This is a genomic window from Micromonospora sp. U21, assembly GCF_018070045.1.
GTDB lineage: Bacteria > Actinomycetota > Actinomycetes > Mycobacteriales > Micromonosporaceae > Micromonospora.
On record NZ_JAGPYK010000022.1, the window covers coordinates 77,520 to 93,976 of the forward strand.

The window sequence follows — 16,457 nt, forward strand, 5'->3', positions numbered from 1 at the left end:
AGCGCACCGCGGCGGCTCGGCCACCCTCAGGTGCGCGGCAGGTAGATCCGCCAACCGTCGAGGGTGACCAGGTCCAGGCTGCCCGGGGCGGCGCGCAGCCGTTCGTCGAGCCGGGCCGCCAGCGGCGACCCGGTGGGCGTGACCCAGGCCGGCGCCGCCGCGCGCTCCACCTCCCGCCGGTACGCGGGGTAGCGGTCGAAGCCGGGGCGCAGGGTGTCGTCGACGACCGCGCAGACCACCTCCTCCGCGCTGGCGAAGGTGAGCCGGTTGCAGGTCCAGTAGCCGCCCCGCACCTGCCGTACGCCGAGCTGCCGCAGGGTGGTCACCAGCTCGGCGTGCCGGGCCTCGGCGGCCCGGGTCGCCGGGGCGGTCTGCGCCGACCGCCAGGTGGCGTGGACGGCGGTGCCCACCGTGGCGGCGAGCACGACCAGCGCGACCGGCCGGGCGAGCGTCCACCCGCCCGGCTGCTTCCACCCGGCGCCGCCCGGCGCGGCGGCCCTCCGGGCCGCCGTCCACAGCGGCCAGAGCACCGCCGGCAGGGAGATGAGCAGGCAGGACAGGTAGCGGGAACTCTCCACCGGCGTGAGCCCGGCGGCGCTGCTCATGGTGTACGCCCCGAGGGTGGCCACCGCGGCCAGCACCAGAGCCAGCCGCATCGCCGCCGCGGCGCGGGGCGAGGGACCAGCCCCCTGGGCGGCGGGCGGCCGGCGCATCACCCGCCAGGCGGTGGCGGCGGCGACGGCCAGCAGCACCGGCAGGGCGAGAGCCCACCACAGCTGCCAGGTGGCGCACCGCCCCGGCGCGCAGAAGCCCATGCCCAGTGGCGGGCCGAGCAGCAGCCCTCCGTGCAGCCGCTCCGCCCAGCCCGCGGTGGCGTCCGACCCGCTGGCGGCGAGCACCGCGTGCAGCGGGTTCCGCCCGGTCAGGAGGCTGTGCGCCAGCAGCGGGGCCGCCCCCAGCACGGTGGCCGCCGCGAGCAGCCCGCCAGCCGCTCCGCCGAGGTCCCGACGGCAGAACGCGACCAGCACCCCGCCGGTGGCGAGGACGTACGGCAGCACCAGCGGGTCGACCCAGAGCATCAGGCCGGCCAGGAACCCCCACGCCGCCCAGCGCACCAGCCGCCGCCCCGGCCGTCCGGTGGCCAGATCCAGGGCGAGCAGGGCGAGCGCCACCCCGGCGGCGTTCATCTCGGGATAGCCGCCGCCGGCGATCAGCTGGTTCTTGACCACCCGGTCGGAGCCGAGGGCGAGCAGCGCCACCACCAGCAGCCCGAACCAGCGGTCCCCGGTCAGCCGCAGCGTCAACCGCCAGGCCAGCAGCAGGAACAGCGCGTACAGCGCCAGGGTGGGCAGCCGCAGCCCGAGCAGCGACGGCCCGCCGGCCAGGGCGAACACCGGTGCGGCCAGGTACGCCTCCAGCGTGCCCATGTACTGCTGGCCGTAGAACCAGACCGGGAAGTCCGCACCCCGGGCGATGTGCAGCGCGGCCAACCCCATGGTGGCCTCGTCGCTGTTCGTCGGCGGCGCGGCGTGGCCCAGCAGCCAGAGCCGGTAGCCCACCCCGGCGAGCAGGGCCAGCCCGGTGAGCCAGCCGACCAGCCCGGCGCGCGCACCGGGCCGCGGGCGCGGAGAGCCCGCGCCACGAGGCTGCTGGCGTACCCCGGCGGTCATCGCACGATCATGGCACCCGGACGCCGGCCTGGGGTGCGCCGTCGGGCCGGCGGGTCAGCCGGCGGTGCCGACGGGGGAGCCGGCGCGGGCGTCGAGAGCCTGGCGGTAGAGCCGGCCGGCCCGGTAAGACGAGCGCACCAGCGGCCCGCTCATCACCCCGGCGAAGCCGATCTCCTCGGCCTCCTCGCGCAGCTCCACGAACTCCTCCGGCTTGACCCAGCGGGTCACCGGGTGGTGCCGGGGTGTGGGGCGCAGGTACTGGGTGATGGTGATCAGCTCGCAGCCGGCCTCGTGCAGGTCGCGGAGCGCCTGCGAGACCTCGGCCCGCTCCTCGCCCATGCCCAGGATCAGGTTGCTCTTGGTGACCAGACCGTCGGCGCGGGCCTGCCGGATCACATCCAGCGAGCGGTCGTAGCGGAACGCGGGGCGGATCCGCTTGAAGATGCGCGGCACCGTCTCCACGTTGTGCGCCAGCACCTCCGGGCGGGAGCCGAAGACCTCGGCCAGCTGCTCGGGGACGGCGTTGAAGTCCGGGATCAACAGCTCGACGCCGCAGCCCGGCTGGAGGGCGTGGATCTGCCGGACGGTCTCGGCGTACAGCCAGGCGCCGCCGTCGGGCAGGTCGTCGCGGGCGACGCCGGTGATGGTGGCGTAGCGCAGCCCCATGGAGACCACCGACTCGGCGACCCGGCGGGGCTCGTCGGCGTCGAACTCGGCCGGCTTGCCGGTGTCGATCTGGCAGAAGTCGCAGCGCCGGGTGCACTGGTCGCCGCCGATCAGGAAGGTGGCCTCGCGGTCTTCCCAGCACTCGTAGATGTTGGGGCAGCCGGCCTCCTGGCAGACGGTGTGCAGCCCCTCGCGCGAGACGAGCCCGCGCAGCTGGGTGTACTCCGGGCCCATCTTGGCCTTGACCTTGATCCATGGCGGTTTGCGCTCGATCGGCGTCTCGGCGTTGCGCGCCTCGATCCGCAGCAGACGTCGCCCCTCGGGGGCGGCCGTTGCGGTGCGCGCTGCCTGGCCGGTCGTCGGCGCGGAGTGCTCGATCGTCACGAAAACGAGCCTACGCCCGACGGCCACCGTCTATGTGCGTCGGGCGACCGGCGTCACGCCGTGGATGTTGTGACGCCGGACACCGACGGGCCGAAATAGGCGTCACAGCCGCAGGTGTCGGGTGTTACGGTCACCGCCAACAGCGATGACGGAGCCGAGTAGCGCCCGACCCGCCAGTGCAGAGAGCCGCCGGTGCTGAGAGGCGGTCTGGCGCCGGTGCGCGAAGACCCTCCCGAGCTGCGGGAAGAACGGTTGCGGGGTCACCCCGTGCCCAGTAGAGCCCGCCCGGCTGGCCCCGGTCATCAGGCGACGAACGAGGCCCCCGCTCCGGCGGGGGCGAAGGTGTGGTGGCACCGCGAGGTTCCCGCTCGCCCACACCTCCCTGGGGCTGATGCGACGCTTCGCCACCCAGGGCGGCGACGGCGTGGCGATCGACCGAGGAGCAGCCCGCCATGCAACGAACCCTGTCCCACCAACTGCCCACCCAGGTCGGCGCGACCGTGCGGATCGCCGGCTGGGTCCACCGCCGTCGAATGCTCAAATCGGTGGCCTTCCTGATCGTGCGGGACGCCGCCGGCCTGGCCCAGGTCGTCGTCACCGACCCGGCCGCCCGCGCCGAGCTGGAGAAACTCACCGAGGAGACGGTCGTCGAGGTCACCGGGACGGTCACCGCGCGGGACAGCTACGGCGCGTCCAAGACCCCGCCGGCGACGGCGTCCGCCGGGGTCGAGCTGACCGACCCGACGGTACGTCCGCTCGGCCCGCCCGCCGTGCCGCCGCCGTTCGACCTGTACCGGCCGGCGCTCACCGCGAGTCTGCCCACCCAGCTCGACCACGCGCCGACCGCGCTGCGGCACCCCACCCGATCGGCGGCGCTGCGGATCTCGGCGGCGGCGGTGGCCGGGTTCCGTGCCGCGCTCGACGCCCGGGACTTCGTGGAGATCCACACGCCGAAGGTGGTCAGCTCCTCCACGGAGAGCGGGGCGAACGTGTTCGCGCTGGACTGGTTCGGCCGGCCCGCGTACCTTGCCCAGTCGCCGCAGTTCTACAAGCAGCTGATGGTCGGCGTCTTCGAACGGGTCTACGAGGTGGGGCCGGTCTTCCGGGCCGAACCGCACGACACCGTCCGGCACCTCGCGCAGTACACCTCGCTCGACGTGGAGCTTGGCTTCGTCCCCGACCACCGCGACGTGATGGTCGTGCTGCGGGACACCCTGGCCGGGATGCTGGGCACGGTGGGCGAGCGGGCCGGAGGCGCGCTGGCCACGCTCGGCGTCGAGATGCCGGCCGTGCCGGCTCAGATCCCGGCGGTGCACTTCACCGAGGCGCTGACGATCGCCGGCGCACCCGCCGACGAGCCGGACCTCGCGCCCGCCCATGAACGGGCGCTGGGGGAGTGGGCCCGGCGCGAGCACGCGTCGGACTTCCTCTTCGTCACCGGCTACCCGATGGCGAAGCGACCCTTCTACACCCACCCGGACCCGGCCCGGCCGGCCTACTCCAACGGCTTCGACCTGCTCTTCCGGGGCTTGGAGCTGGTCACCGGCGGGCAGCGGCTGCACCGGCACGCCGACTACCTGGCGGCGCTGGCGGCCCGGGGGGAGCCGGTCGAGCCGTACGCCGGCTACCTGGACGCGTTCCGGCATGGCATGCCGCCGCACGGCGGCTTCGCCATCGGCCTGGAGCGCTTCGTGGCCCGCCTGGTCGGCGCGGCGAACATCCGGGAGGTCACCGCCTTCCCCCGCGACCTACACCGCCTGACCCCCTGACCGAGGGGCCGCGCCGGCCGGCGCGGCCGGCGCGGCCGGCAACTCGTCGATCTAGGGATAATCGTGTCGTCCGTAGATCAATCAGCGACGATGGTCCCTAGATCGACGAGGTTGGCGGTGTCAGGCCTCGACGAGGGTGGACAGTCGGCGTTCGACGACCGGGAGCACGTCGGCGACGGTGATCGGGCGGCCCAACTCGGCGGTGAGCGAGGTGACGCCGGCGTCCCGGATGCCGCACGGCACGATCCGATCGAAGTACGTCAGGTCGCAGTCGCAGTTGATCGAGAAGCCGTGCAGGGTGACGCCCCGGGCGACCCGGATGCCGATGGCGGCCACCTTGCGAGCCGGCCCCCGGTCGTCCTCGGGCACCCAGACACCGCTGCGCCCCTCGACCCGACCGGCGGTCAGCCCGAACTCGGCGCACACGTCGATCAGCAGCTCCTCGGTGCGGCGTACGTACGCGACCACGTCCACCGGGTCGGGCAGCCGGAGGATCGGGTAGCCGACGAGCTGCCCCGGCCCGTGCCAGGTGATCTTGCCGCCGCGGTCCACGTCGACGACCGGGGTGCCGTCCACCGGCCGGTCCCACGGCTCGGTGCGCTTGCCCGCGGTGTAGACGCTCGGGTGCTCCAGCAGCAGCACGGTGTCGCCGCGCTCGCCGGCCACCACCGACTCGTGCAGGCGGCGCTGCTCGTCCCAGGCGGCCTGGTACTCGAGCAGGCCGGCGCGGACGGCCGTCAGGCCGGAGGTCGTCGTCGTCACGCCCTTCAGCCTAGTCCCGTGACCGGCGATGATCGCTGGTGAGCCGCCTCACCAGGGTGTCGGCAGCCCCGGCTGCGGGCCCCGCTGCCCGCCCGCCTCAGGCCTCAGGCGCCAGGCGTCGGGCCGGGTCTGCGCGGGGCGTCGGGCCGGGTCTGCGCGGGGCGTCGGGCCGGGTCTGCGCGGGGCGTCAGGCCGGGTCCGCGCGGGGCGTCAGGCCCGGGGTGCGCGTCGGCGGCGGAACCACGCCGGCGATGCCGGTAGCGGACGAGGAGGGCGACGGCGAGCAGCAGTGGCACGGCCAGCGCCAGGTAGCACCAGAGCGGCGCGGCGAACGGCGACGGGCGGCGCTCCGGGCCGCCGAACGCGGCCCGGGCCAGCAGGTCGCCCGGCACGGTGATGGCCGTCGCCTCGTCCGGCGCGGTCAGCAGCACCTCGTGCCCGCCGTCGGCCGACAGCACGGCGAGAGTGGCCCGCCGGTCCTCGTCCCGCTGGGTGTCGGTCATCCGCTGCACCACAGGGTCGGTGCCGCGCCAGCCGACGACCTTGGTGGTCGAGGCGTCGACCGGCGGCGGCTGGCCGACGACCCGCCCGGTGGCCGCCTCCAGGAACTCGATCCGCCAGGTGCGCACCGCCGCCTGATCGGGCGTGCAGCCGGGGCCGGCGCAGCCGTCGAAGACGAGCAGCGCGATCCATTGGCCGTCCGGGTGCCAGGCGCCCGGGCCGGCCAACATCCGCCGCGCGCCCAGGTCGACCTGCCAGCGCGGCCGGTCGCCGGCGGGATCGACGACCACCAGCCGCTGGCGCTCGACGACCAGCGCGGCGTCGTCGGGCGGGCCGGCCACCGCCACCAGGTCGCCACCGGGTGACCAGGCCGCCACGGCGTGAGCGGCGAACGTGCCGGCGCCGACCACCCGCTCGGTGCCCCGGTACGGGTCGACGACGAGCAGGTCTTCCGGCTGCTCCGGGTCGTTGAGCTGCTGGTTGTCCGGCCCGTAGCTGATCACCGTGTTGTTGCTGCGGGTGCCCACCACCCGCTGCCCGTCCGGCGACCAGGCCAGAGGGTCCACCCCCGTGCGCAGCGTGCGGTGCTGTCGGCCGGTGGTGAGGTCGAGCAGTTCGCGGTGGCCTGCCACAGTTATGGGGTCGTGCACGCGGGTGGGCACCGCGCCTGCCGTACCGTCGGCGGCCGTCGCCGCGGGGGCGCTCAGCGCCACGAGAGCCAGCGCGACGGCAGCCCCCGCACCGCGCCGGAGCCAGCGTCCGTCATCCGCACCGCCCCATTGGACGCGACGGCGGCCCGCCGCGGTGCCCCTCGGTCGCGGCGTGGCCGCTGGGGGATCAGCCGACCGGCCGTTGATCAGGCCGGCGGGATGCGCCAGACCCAGACGTCGTCGACCCGTTGCGGTTCGCCGAACAGTGCGGTGGCGGTGCGCCGGACCGCCTCCTCGTCGACGTCGAACTTCGCCCCGTGCACCCGGTCGGGAAGGACGACCGCCTCGACCCGCCAGAGCCGAAGGTCGGCTCGGACCTCCCGCGTGGTGCCGTCGGTGACGATCGGCACCAGCCCGGTCCGGCCGGCCTGGTCCATGAGTGCGTTCAGGGTGCGGGGCACCGGCCCGATCCGACCGCGACCGTCCGGTCCGCCCGGGCCGAGGAAGAAGCCGCCCGGAATGGCGAACTCACCCTGCCGGTGCGACAGCGCGTACGCCTGCCAGCGCTGCCCGTCCGGGTAGATGTCCACGGCCAGCGGCACCGGCGTGAGCACCCCGCCGGGCGAGACGTACTCCCGCCAGGTGCCCGCCGTGATGAATCGCGGGATGGGCTCCCGCTCGTGTGTCAGCAGCGGGGCGGGCAGCAGCGGCAGCAGGGCCACGGCGAAGCCAACCGACCAGGCCACCTCCGCGGAGCGGTGCCGGGGCGGGTCGTGCCGTAGCTGGTCGATGGCGTACGCCAGCAGCACCCCGACCACCGGCGCGACCACCAGGGCCAGCCGGGCGGGCAGCGCGGCGTTCACCACCGGCAGTTGCCCGAGCACGTCGAACGGCATCGGCAGGTCGGTGCGCCGCCCGTTGACCTTCGCCACCGGCCCGAAGGAGAGCACGGTGAAGATCAGCGCGGTGGCGCCCAGCGCCCAGAGGGTGGCCCTGCGGGCGGCATCGGCGCGTCGCCAGAGCGCGACGAAGCAGACCACGGTGAGCACCAGCAGGGGGATGCCGAAGAACGAGTTCTCCTCGGTGGGGTTCGGCGCCAGCGCGGTGCCCAGTCCGGCCTCGCCGGCCAGCGAGCGGCGCGGGAACGCGGCGAACGCGGCGATGTCCTCGGAGTGGATCACCGGATCGAAGCCGGTGCCGTGGAACCGCTGGGGGCCGGCGAAGTGCAGCCACAGCGGGTACGACAGCAGCACGCCGGCCACGACCGTGGTCACCCCGAGCCCGCGCAGGAAGGTGGGCAGCACGGCCCGGGCCTCGGCCCGGTGGACCGGGTGCAGTGCCCAGACGGAGACGAACACGCCGAGCGCGAGCGCGGTGAAGAACAGGCCCTCGGCGGCGATCGAGAAGGCCACCGCGACCAGGACGCCGAGGATCACCCCGTCCCGGAGCCAGTGCCCGGGCCGGCGCAGCGCGAACAACCGCCACACCAGCAGCGGCACCAGCCAGCCGGCGGTCCAGTTCAGGTGGGCGTTGGCGTGCGAGACCATGCCGGGGGAGTAGGCGATGAACAGGCCGCCGATCCCGGCGGCCAGCCGGCTGCGGACCAGGTGCCGGGAGAGCAGCCAGTACCAGGCGAGCGCGGTGGCGAACAGGTTGAGGGTGAGGATCACCAGGAAGGTCGCCGGCGGCCCGATCAGGTATGTGAGCGGGGCGAAGACGACCGCGTACACCGTGATCGAGGTGTTGACCGCGAGGTTGACCCCGTCCGGGACGTTGATCAGGTACGTGAAGAGCGGGTTCTCCCCGTGCGTGACCGCATGCCCGCCGAAGGCGAGCAGCCACTCGAAGAGCGCCTGGTCGCTGGAGTTGACGGTGATGGTGCGCACGTTCGGGTCCCGCCACAGCCCACTGGTCACCCAGACGGCGAGCGCGAGCGCCGCCAGCACGACGATCAGGTCGACCCGGCGGTCCCGGGCGGCGCGAGGTGGTGACGCGGGTGCGGGCCCGGTGGCCAGCGACGGGGAGGACGGCACGCAGCGGACGTTACCAACCGGACCTGGACCGGCCGGTCATACATGCAAGGAGGGGACCCTTGTTGTCGCCTCAGGTAGAGGAGGGGGCCCTTCCCAACGGCTCGGCGGTCCGGCGTACACAGCGGTCGTCGTGAATGTGTGACTGTGGCCCATGTCATAGCGGCGACACATCGACGTAACGTTCCGGCAATTCGACCGTGACCCAGTTCACAGTCCGCCCCCTCAGGAGGCCGCCGTGCGCCGCTCCTCGTCCATCCTCACCCGGCTGATCGGTGCGGTCGCCGGGCTCGTCCTCGCCGTGGCCGGTGCGGTCGTCCTCGCCACGCCCGCCCAGGCGGCCAGCCTGACCCAGGTCACCGGCTTCGGCTCCAACCCGGGCAACCTCGCCATGTACGCCTACCGTCCGGACAACCTGCCGGCCAGCTCTCCCGCCGTGGTGCTGCTGCACGGCTGCACCCAGAACGCATCCGGCTACTTCACCAACTCCGGCTGGCGCAAGTTCGCCGACCAGTGGAAGTTCGCCCTCATCGTTCCCCAGCAACCGTCGGGCAACAACGCCAACAGCTGCTTCAACTGGTTCGAGCCGGGGGACACGGCACGGGGCCAGGGCGAGGCGTTGTCGATCAAGCAGATGGTCGACCACGCCAAGGCGAACTTCGGGGTGGACGGATCCAGGGTCTTCGTCAGCGGCCTCTCCGCGGGCGCGGCGATGAGCTCGGTCATGCTCGCCACCTACCCGGACGTCTTCGCCGCCGGATCGATCATCGCGGGCATCCCGTACCGCTGCGCCACCAGCATGGTCAACGCGTTCAGCTGCATGAACCCGGGCGCGGACAAGACGCCGGCCGCCTGGGGTGACCTGGTTCGCGGCGCGTACCCCGGCTACAGCGGCCGGCGGCCCCGGGTGGCCATCTGGCACGGCACCTCGGACACGACGGTCGCCCCGCTCAACGGCGCGGAGTCCCGCGACCAGTGGACGAACGTGCGGGGGGTTTCACAGACCCCGACCAGCACCTCGTCGCTGCCCGGCGGCACCGGCCTGGAGGTGTACGGCAACGACGACGTGCGGCTCTACCGGGTCTCCGGAATGGGGCACGGCACCCCGGTCGACCCGGGCTCCGGCGCCGAGCAGTGCGGCAGCACCGCCGCGTACTTCCTGGACACCATCTGCTCGACGTACCGCGACGCGGTCTTCTTCGGGCTCAACGGTGGCGGCACCACCCCCACCCCCACCCCGACGGCCACGCCGACGCCGACCCCCACCCCGACCACGCCGCCGACCTGCGTGACCGCCAGCAACTACGCGCACGTCAGCGCCGGCCGGGCGTACCAGTCCGGCGGCTACGCCTACACGAACGGATCCAATCAGCGGATGGGCCTGTACAACACCTTCTACACCAGTGCGCTCAAGCAGACCGGCCCCAACTACTGGGTCGTCGGCTGCTGACCCACCCCCGCCGAGAGGGCCCTTCCCGACCCGACGGGAGGGGCCCTCTCCTCGTCACTCGGTGAGCGCGGCGCGCAGGGCGCTGGGCAGGTCGGGGTGGTGGTAGGTGAAGCCGGCCCGGGTCAGCACGGCCGGCACGACGCGGGTGCTGGTGAGGGCCTCGTGGGCGAACCCGCCAAGCACCACCTTCAGCGCCAGCGCCGGGATGGGCATGATCGCAGGACGGTGCAGCTGCCGGGCGAGCTCCCGGGTGAACTCCGCGTTGGTCGAGGGGGCCGGACCGACCATGTTGACCGGCCCGGCGACGTCGTCCCGGTCAAGCAGGAAGAGGAACGCCCGCAGCCAGTCCGCCATGGAGATCCAGGGCCACCACTGCCGGCCGCCGCCGAGCGGGCCCGAGACGCCCAGCCGCATCGGCAGCAGCTGCGGCTTGAGCATCCCGCCGTCGCGGTGCAACGGCAGGCCGATGCGCAGCCGCACCACGCGTACGCCGGCGTCCTCGGCCGGCCGGGTCGCGGCCTCCCAGACCCGGCAGACGTCGGCCAGGAACCCCTCGCCGGCCGGCGCGTCCTCCTCCACCACCCGGTCGCCGGTGTTGCCGTACCAGCCCACGGCCGAGGAGTTGAGCAGCACCCGCGGCCGGTCCGCGGCTGGTAGGCCGGCGATGGTGACCGCCAGTGTGCTGGTGGTGTCCACCCGGCTGGCCCGGATCAACCGTCGGTAGCCGTCGTTCCACCGCTTGTCGCCGACACCCGCGCCGGCCAGGTTGACCACGGCGTCCGACCCCGCGACCGCCGCCGGGTCGAGCTGCCCGGCGGCGGGGTCCCATCGCCGCTCCTGCGGGTCGCGTGGTGACCGGCGGACCAGCCGGGTGACCTGGTGCCCGTCGGCCGAGAGGCGGGCGACCAGCCGGGTGCCGAGGAAGCCGGACGCGCCGGCCAGAAGGATCCGCATGCCCACATCTTCGCCCAGAGCGCCGCCGGCGGATGCGTGGGGCGGCCGACGTCACCGGCTGCGTAGCGCCCCGGCGAAGAAATCTGCGTCCGATCCCCCGGGCGGCGTGGAACCGCAGGTCAACGGGCGTTCCGCGCGCCGAAAAAGGCTGCCGCCCGCATTCGGCGGCCGGCACGTTTCCGCAGGTCAGAGCGAACGTGAATGCGTTGTTCGCGATTGCTTCCGGCGTCGATCCGGCTGACCATGAGCCATCCGAGTGCGCCCCCGAATGGCGGGGTTGGCGCGCCGTGCCCGCCGTCGGGCGACCCGTGAGGAGGAACCATGCCGATCCTGGTGACCGGAGCGACCGGGACCGTCGGAGGCAGTCTGGTCCGGCAACTCGTGGCGGCCGGCCACGACGTACGCGCGCTGACCCGCGACCCCGCGTCGCCGGCGGCCGCGGCGCTGCCCAGCGGGGTGGAGGTGGTGGCGGGCGATTTCGCCAGGCCCGACACGCTGGCTCCGGCGCTGCGCGGCGTGACGCGCATGCACCTGGTCGCGATGGACGGTTACGGGCCGCTGGCCACCGGTGCGGAGATCCTGGAGCTGGCCCGGCAGGCCGGCGTCCGCCGGGTCACCCACCTCGGTCACAACGATCCGAGCCGGGCGGACGACGACCCGATCGAGGCACCCCACCGGCCCCTGCACCGGGCCGTCGAGAACTCGGGCCTGGAGTGGACGCACGTCTTCCCCGGCGAGTTCATGGCGAACACCCGGGACTGGGCGGCCGGCATCCGGACCGAGGGGGTGGTGCGGGCGCCGTTCGGGGACTGGAACAGCGCGCTGGTCCACGAGGCGGACATCGCCGCGGTCATCGTGGCGGCGCTCACCGAGGAGGGCCACGCCGGCCGGGTGTACCAGCCGACCGGTCCGGAGCCGGTCCGCCGCCGGGACGTGGTCCGGATGATCGGCGAGGCGATCGGCCGTCCGGTGCGGTTCGACGAGCTGACCCCGGAGCAGGCCCGCGAGCACTGGAAGGACCACTACCCCGCCGAGGTGATCGAGTGGTTCCTGGAGATGGGGCGCCATCCCGAGGGCAACGGCTGGGTCGCCCCGGACGTCGAGCAGGTGACCGGACGCCCCGGGCGCACGTTCCGGCAGTGGGCCGCCGAGCACGCGGACGACTTCCGCTGACGGCGCCCGGGGCGTGAACCGGTCCGATGGTCAGGCCGCGTGGGCCGGCCGCAGGTCGGCCAGCAGCCGCTCCACCTCGTCGTACGCCTCGGCGCCCAGCGGGCCGAGCGCCAGGGTGGCCAGGTTCTCCTCCGCCTGCGCCACCGTGCGCAGGCCGGGGATGGGCACCGTTCGCGGGCTGCGGGCCAGCAGCCAGCCGAGCGCGCCCTGGGCCAGGGTGCGCCCGTCGGCGGTGAGCGCCGCACGGACCTGCTCGACCCGGGCCGCCCAGCGCGGCGTGGGCCGGCCGTCGGTGAACCACTGCAACCACTCGGGCGCCCGGCCGCGTACGTCGTCCGCGCCGACCGCCCGGGTCGACCCGGTGAGCAGCCCCATCGCCAGCGGGCCACGGTTGAGGCTGGCCAGGTCGTAACTGTCGCAGACCGCCAGCACCGCCGCGTTGTCCCGCAGCACCGACTCGTCGTGCTGGATGGCGGCGCAGTGCACACCAGCCGCCGCGAACGCCTCCGCCGAGGCAGGGTCGTCGGTGCTCCAGCCGTACGCCCGGATCTTGCCCTGGCCGACCAGGTCCTCCAGGGCGCCGACCAGGTCGAGCGCGGCGGGCACCGGCAGCTCGTTGATGTGCAGCTGGTAGAGGTCGACGTGGTCGGTGCCGAGCCGGCGCAGCGAATCCTCCAGGCTGCGCACCGCGAAGGCCGGGCTGGCGTCGGTGCCGAGCGCCCGACGGGTGGCCTCCTCGCTGACGTTGCCGAACTTGGTGGCGATCACCGCGTCGTCCCGTCGGCCGGCCAGGGCCCGGCCGAGGATCCGCTCGCTGTGCCCGGCGCCGTAGTTGCTGGCCGTGTCGAACAGGGTCACCCCGAGGTCGAGCGCGCGGTGGATGGTGCGGATCGACTCGTCGTCGTCCACCTCGCCCCAGCCGAACGGCTGCCCGCCGTCGCCCCAGAGGGGGCCGCCGATCGCCCAGCATCCCATCCCGATCGCGCTCACCTCGATGCCGCTGCGTCCGAGCGTCCGTGTCGTCGTCATGCGGTCAGCTTCCAACCTGGAGTGCGCTCCAGGTCAACCACTACCATCTCGGGGCATGACCGGTTACGCCCCCGCGGAGGCCGCCCGGCGCAGCGGCTTCAGCCTGGACACCCTGCGGTACTACGAGAAGATCGGCCTGCTCGCCGACGTGAGCCGGACGTCGGGCGGCCAGCGGATCTTCACCGACGACGACCTCGGCTGGCTGGTGCTGTTCCGCTGCCTGCGCGACACCGGAATGCCGATCGCCCAGATGTGCCGCTACGCGCAGCTGGCCCGCGAGGGCGAGCACACCGCCGACGAGCGCCGTGAGCTGCTGAAACGGCACGCGGTGCGGGTCGAGGAACAGATGCGCCTGCTCCAGCGCCAGTACGACCACCTCCGGGAGAAGATCCGCTTCTACGAGCAGCTGCCCGGATCGGGGTCGGAGAGCGGGTAGGCCAACCGACCCGGCGCCGGAGGCCGCTCAGGTGATGGCGGCCAGCCGGGGCAGCAGCGGGGCCAGCGGATCGAGCGCGTCGGCCCGGACCACGTAGCGGGTCACGCCCCAGCGCCGCCGGTGCGCGGCCACCGCCGCGACGATCTCGTCCGCGGTGCCGATCAGCACGAACGGCGTGGCGAGCAGCTCGTCGACGGTCAGGCCGGTCTCTTCGGCGGTCTGCGCGGCGGCGGCCGCCGCGTCGCCGCCGACCACCACCCGCTGCACCAGCGCCTCCAGCGCGGGCGGGGCGTCCCGCCCGGCCGCGCCGGCCGCGACCGCGGCCAGCTGCGCCTCGATCTCCGCGACCCGCCAGCGCACGTCGTGGCCGTGGCCGTCGGCGAGAGTACGACCGAAGCCGCTGAGCCCGACCACGTCGGCGTGCGCCCCGGCCCAGCGCAGCAGGTCGGTGTTGGCCGTGCCCACCGTCAACGGGATCCGCGGCTGCACCGGTCGGGGCCGGTCCAGTCGCGCGGCGTGCACCGCCAGGTCGGCACTGTCGACGGTGACCTCCTCGCCGGTCAGCAGGGACCGGACCGCCTCGGCCACCGCGACGCACCGGCGCACCCGGCCGGCGACGTCCGGGCGCTCCCGCCCCACCGCCCGCCACTCGACCGGGGTGTGGCCGGCGCCGATGCCGAGCCGGGCCCGCCCGCCGGAGACCAGGTCGAGGGTGGCCACGTCGGTGGCGAGCAGCGCCGGCTCCCGGACGCCGGCGTTGGTGACGTACGAGCCGAGGCCGAGTGTCGAGGTGACCGACGCGGCGGCGGCCAGCGCGACGAACGGCGCGGCGACCACGCCCGGATGGTCGCCGACCAGCAGCGCGTCGTAGCCGGCCGACTCCACCCGGCGGGCCAGCTCACACCAGCTGGCAGCGTCGGACGGGCTCGCCTGGACCGAGAAGGTGACCACGGCCCCAGCCTGCCGCGCACCGAGCCGTCTGGCCAGTGCGAAGCGCCGGTTCTGCCGAGGGGAGACACGCGTCAGCCGGCGGGCGGCGTCAGACCGAGGAGTTCCTCGACCGTCCCGGGCCGGCCGGTGAGCGCGTTCAGCGCGGTGACCAGCCTCTTCTCCTCGTACCGGAAGTGCGACTCCAGCAGCGCGGCCAGCCCGTCCAGCTCGGCGCGCAGCCGGGCCACCGGCAGCGGCGTGGGATCGCCCAGCAGCTCCTCGATCCGGCCCAGGATCCCCGCGACCACCTCGTGGTCGGTGATCAGGTTGGCGAGGACCGGGCGAAGCTCGGGAACCTGGTCGGCCAGCAGCCGGAACGCGCCGTGGTCCTCACCGGTGTGGTGCCGGCCGAGCGCGGTGCAGAAGGTCAGGCAGTGGACCCGCAGGTCGCGCGAGGGGCGGGCCTCGCCGGGGCCGTCGGCGTCGAGGCTCGCCCGGAGACGGGCCAGCTCCGCGCTGAGCCAGAGGTGGATCTCGATCATCTGATTGCCGACGGCGGCGAGCCGGCCGGCCGGTGAATCGGGTGGGTGCACGTTCGTCCCATGCTGTCCCCGCGCCTCCATGCCCACGGCGGCCTTTGTGCCGGGTGCACCGCGACGCTGGGCTGGAGCCTATCGCGGCGGGGTCACGGCGTGGTCGGCTCGTCGGGTTCCTTGAGGTGCCAGCTGGCCCGGAAGTCGGCCTCGCGGGCCTCGTGGACGGTCCGTTCCTCGAAGACAGCAGCCCGCAGCGCGTGCCGTGACTCGGACATCACCAGCACCTCGACGGCCACCAGCGCGACGCAGATCGCGGTGAGGAGGGTGAGTGCGCCCAGCGCCGGCAGGTGCTGCCCGATCGGCAGGGCCGCTGCCAGCACCACCAGCACGCCGATCCGGGTCCAGGTGACGGTGTGCAGGGTGCGCAGTTGGAACAGCAGATTCGCGGCGAGGTAACAGATCACCCCGCCGAAGAGCATCGGCACAGCGGGCCCCTCGATCTTCTGCGCGGGCCCGCCGGCCGGATCGGTGATCTGGTGCAGGATCTCCTCGCTGCCGATGGAGAAGAGGATCACCGCGGCGATCATCGGCAGGTAGAGGTACGCGTACGCGTCGCGGGCCATCGCCACCCGGGGGGCGCCCTCAGCCGCGTGCAGGGCGATCCGGGCGGCCGGGCCGATGAAGTCGAAGTGCGCCCACCACAGGGCGGCGGTGAAGAAGATCCCGAGCGAGGCGGCGGCCACCGCCGGCCAGGTGACCGGCTTGCCGACGAGCAGGTTGCCGCCGACGCCCACGGAGATCACGGACTCGCCCAGCGCGATGATCAGGATGAGGTCGTAGCGCTCCGTCCAGTGCTCGGCGCTGGTCACCCCCCAGCCCCAGGTGCCGACGATGAAGCCGGTGGCGTACTGGACCAGCACCACGGTGATCCACAGGGCGTCGCGGACCATCGCGGCCTGATCGGGGTCGGCGATCATTGGCGGCACCAGCGCGGCGGCCAGCAACAGGATGATGCTCGCCGCCAGCTCCGGGGCGAACCGGCGTAGCTGTCGGCGCTCCTGCGGGCTGTCCCGCACCACATGCTGGTACAGGATCATGTGGACGCCCCGGACCACGACGTAGCTGATGGCCACCAGCATCGGGCCCGCGGTGCCGCGCTTCGGGTCGGTGAACGCCTGCGGCAGTGCCAGCGCGAACGCGAACAGGGCGGCCATGGCGATCACCATGAGCACCGGCACGTAGCCTTCGCCGAGCCGGACCCGGGTGGCGACCAGGCTGTGCACCACCCAGATCCACCAGAGCACGGCGAGCACCAGGCCGGCGTGCAGGAGCTGCCGGCCGGAGATGTTCGCGGCGGTCGCCCGGGTGATGATGAAGAACGAGAAGACGAAGACCAGATCGAAGAAGACCTCGAACTTGTCCACCCGGGCACCGGGGGCGATCGGGACGGCGGGCCCCAGTCGCCCACGCCGCCGGTAGCCGCCCACGGTCCCACTCTGGCAGCGTCCGGACCGGCC

General features: G+C 73.9%; 14 protein-coding genes. 4 read left to right on the plus strand and 10 right to left on the minus strand.

The genetic code is table 11. The features are described from left to right. Window positions 1–26: 26 nt before the first annotated feature. Together KBX63_RS24935 and lipA are read right to left on the minus strand one after the other, a co-directional pair. Window positions 27–1,670: a hypothetical protein gene (locus KBX63_RS24935; RefSeq protein ID WP_210915122.1), complete on the minus strand. Its 1,644-nt coding sequence runs from the start codon at window positions 1,668–1,670 to the stop codon at window positions 27–29. A 54-nt stretch (window positions 1,671–1,724) separates the two neighbouring features. Beyond that, complete coding sequence (gene lipA, locus KBX63_RS24940) at window positions 1,725–2,747, minus strand: lipoyl synthase (RefSeq protein ID WP_210915124.1); 1,023 nt, start codon at window positions 2,745–2,747, stop codon at window positions 1,725–1,727. Window positions 2,748–3,172: 425 nt separating this feature from the next. On the opposite strand from lipA, the gene aspS reads away from it, so the two are divergent. Next, window positions 3,173–4,489 (plus strand): aspartate--tRNA(Asn) ligase, encoded by a 1,317-nt coding sequence (gene aspS, locus KBX63_RS24945; protein WP_210915126.1) that lies wholly within the window; start codon window positions 3,173–3,175, stop codon window positions 4,487–4,489. 120 nt (window positions 4,490–4,609) lie between these two features. Here aspS and lipB read toward each other — a convergent pair whose 3' ends face one another. The 3 genes from lipB to KBX63_RS24960 form a co-directional block, all read right to left on the minus strand. Further along, a complete protein-coding gene (gene lipB, locus KBX63_RS24950; RefSeq protein ID WP_210915127.1) occupies window positions 4,610–5,251 on the minus strand; it encodes a lipoyl(octanoyl) transferase LipB in 642 nt (213 codons plus the stop codon). Between the two features lie 104 nt (window positions 5,252–5,355). Next, the gene (locus KBX63_RS24955) at window positions 5,356–6,465 is read right to left on the minus strand and encodes a hypothetical protein (protein WP_210915128.1); all 1,110 of its coding nucleotides are present in this window, start codon (window positions 6,463–6,465) and stop codon (window positions 5,356–5,358) included. A gap of 143 nt (window positions 6,466–6,608) precedes the next feature. Then, window positions 6,609–8,435, minus strand: a complete 1,827-nt coding sequence (locus tag KBX63_RS24960; protein ID WP_210915132.1) for a DUF2079 domain-containing protein — start codon at window positions 8,433–8,435, stop codon at window positions 6,609–6,611. Window positions 8,436–8,670: 235 nt separating this feature from the next. Here KBX63_RS24960 and KBX63_RS24965 point away from each other — a divergent pair, with 235 nt between their 5' ends. Beyond that, window positions 8,671–9,882, plus strand: a complete 1,212-nt coding sequence (locus KBX63_RS24965; RefSeq protein ID WP_210915137.1) for a PHB depolymerase family esterase — start codon at window positions 8,671–8,673, stop codon at window positions 9,880–9,882. A gap of 54 nt (window positions 9,883–9,936) precedes the next feature. On the opposite strand, the gene KBX63_RS24970 is transcribed toward KBX63_RS24965, so the two are convergent. After that, window positions 9,937–10,836 carry a TIGR01777 family oxidoreductase gene (locus KBX63_RS24970; protein WP_210915143.1) on the minus strand — a complete coding sequence of 300 codons (900 nt, stop codon included), beginning with the start codon at window positions 10,834–10,836 and terminating at the stop codon, window positions 9,937–9,939. Window positions 10,837–11,157: 321 nt separating this feature from the next. On the opposite strand from KBX63_RS24970, the gene KBX63_RS24975 reads away from it, so the two are divergent. After that, complete coding sequence (locus tag KBX63_RS24975) at window positions 11,158–12,009, plus strand: NmrA family NAD(P)-binding protein (RefSeq protein WP_210915151.1); 852 nt, start codon at window positions 11,158–11,160, stop codon at window positions 12,007–12,009. Window positions 12,010–12,039: 30 nt separating this feature from the next. On the opposite strand, the gene KBX63_RS24980 is transcribed toward KBX63_RS24975, so the two are convergent. Then, complete coding sequence (locus KBX63_RS24980) at window positions 12,040–13,038, minus strand: aldo/keto reductase (protein WP_210915162.1); 999 nt, start codon at window positions 13,036–13,038, stop codon at window positions 12,040–12,042. 55 nt (window positions 13,039–13,093) lie between these two features. On the opposite strand from KBX63_RS24980, the gene KBX63_RS24985 reads away from it, so the two are divergent. Further along, window positions 13,094–13,474, plus strand: a complete 381-nt coding sequence (locus KBX63_RS24985; RefSeq protein ID WP_210915166.1) for a MerR family transcriptional regulator — start codon at window positions 13,094–13,096, stop codon at window positions 13,472–13,474. Window positions 13,475–13,501: 27 nt separating this feature from the next. On the opposite strand, the gene KBX63_RS24990 is transcribed toward KBX63_RS24985, so the two are convergent. The 3 genes from KBX63_RS24990 to KBX63_RS25000 all read right to left on the minus strand — a co-directional run bounded on the left by KBX63_RS24990 (window position 13,502) and on the right by KBX63_RS25000 (window position 16,427). Next, a complete protein-coding gene (locus KBX63_RS24990; RefSeq protein WP_210915170.1) occupies window positions 13,502–14,425 on the minus strand; it encodes an LLM class flavin-dependent oxidoreductase in 924 nt (307 codons plus the stop codon). Between the two features lie 71 nt (window positions 14,426–14,496). Then, window positions 14,497–14,997, minus strand: coding sequence for a hemerythrin domain-containing protein (locus KBX63_RS24995; RefSeq protein ID WP_307871826.1), 501 nt, complete (start codon window positions 14,995–14,997; stop codon window positions 14,497–14,499). Window positions 14,998–15,089: 92 nt separating this feature from the next. Then, window positions 15,090–16,427 carry a low temperature requirement protein A gene (locus KBX63_RS25000; protein ID WP_210915175.1) on the minus strand — a complete coding sequence of 446 codons (1,338 nt, stop codon included), beginning with the start codon at window positions 16,425–16,427 and terminating at the stop codon, window positions 15,090–15,092. Window positions 16,428–16,457 lie beyond the last annotated feature (30 nt).

Bases quoted from the DNA above. Each gene is read 5' to 3' on its own strand.
- KBX63_RS24975 (WP_210915151.1), top strand. From the start codon at position 11,158: ATGCCGATCCTGGTGACCGGAGCGACCGGGACCGTCGGAGGCAGTCTG.
- aspS (WP_210915126.1), top strand. From the start codon at position 3,173: ATGCAACGAACCCTGTCCCACCAACTGCCCACCCAGGTCGGCGCGACC.
- KBX63_RS24985 (WP_210915166.1), top strand. From the start codon at position 13,094: ATGACCGGTTACGCCCCCGCGGAGGCCGCCCGGCGCAGCGGCTTCAGC.
- KBX63_RS24970 (WP_210915143.1), bottom strand. From the start codon at position 10,836: ATGCGGATCCTTCTGGCCGGCGCGTCCGGCTTCCTCGGCACCCGGCTG.
- KBX63_RS24980 (WP_210915162.1), bottom strand. From the start codon at position 13,038: ATGACGACGACACGGACGCTCGGACGCAGCGGCATCGAGGTGAGCGCG.
- KBX63_RS24935 (WP_210915122.1), bottom strand. From the start codon at position 1,670: ATGACCGCCGGGGTACGCCAGCAGCCTCGTGGCGCGGGCTCTCCGCGC.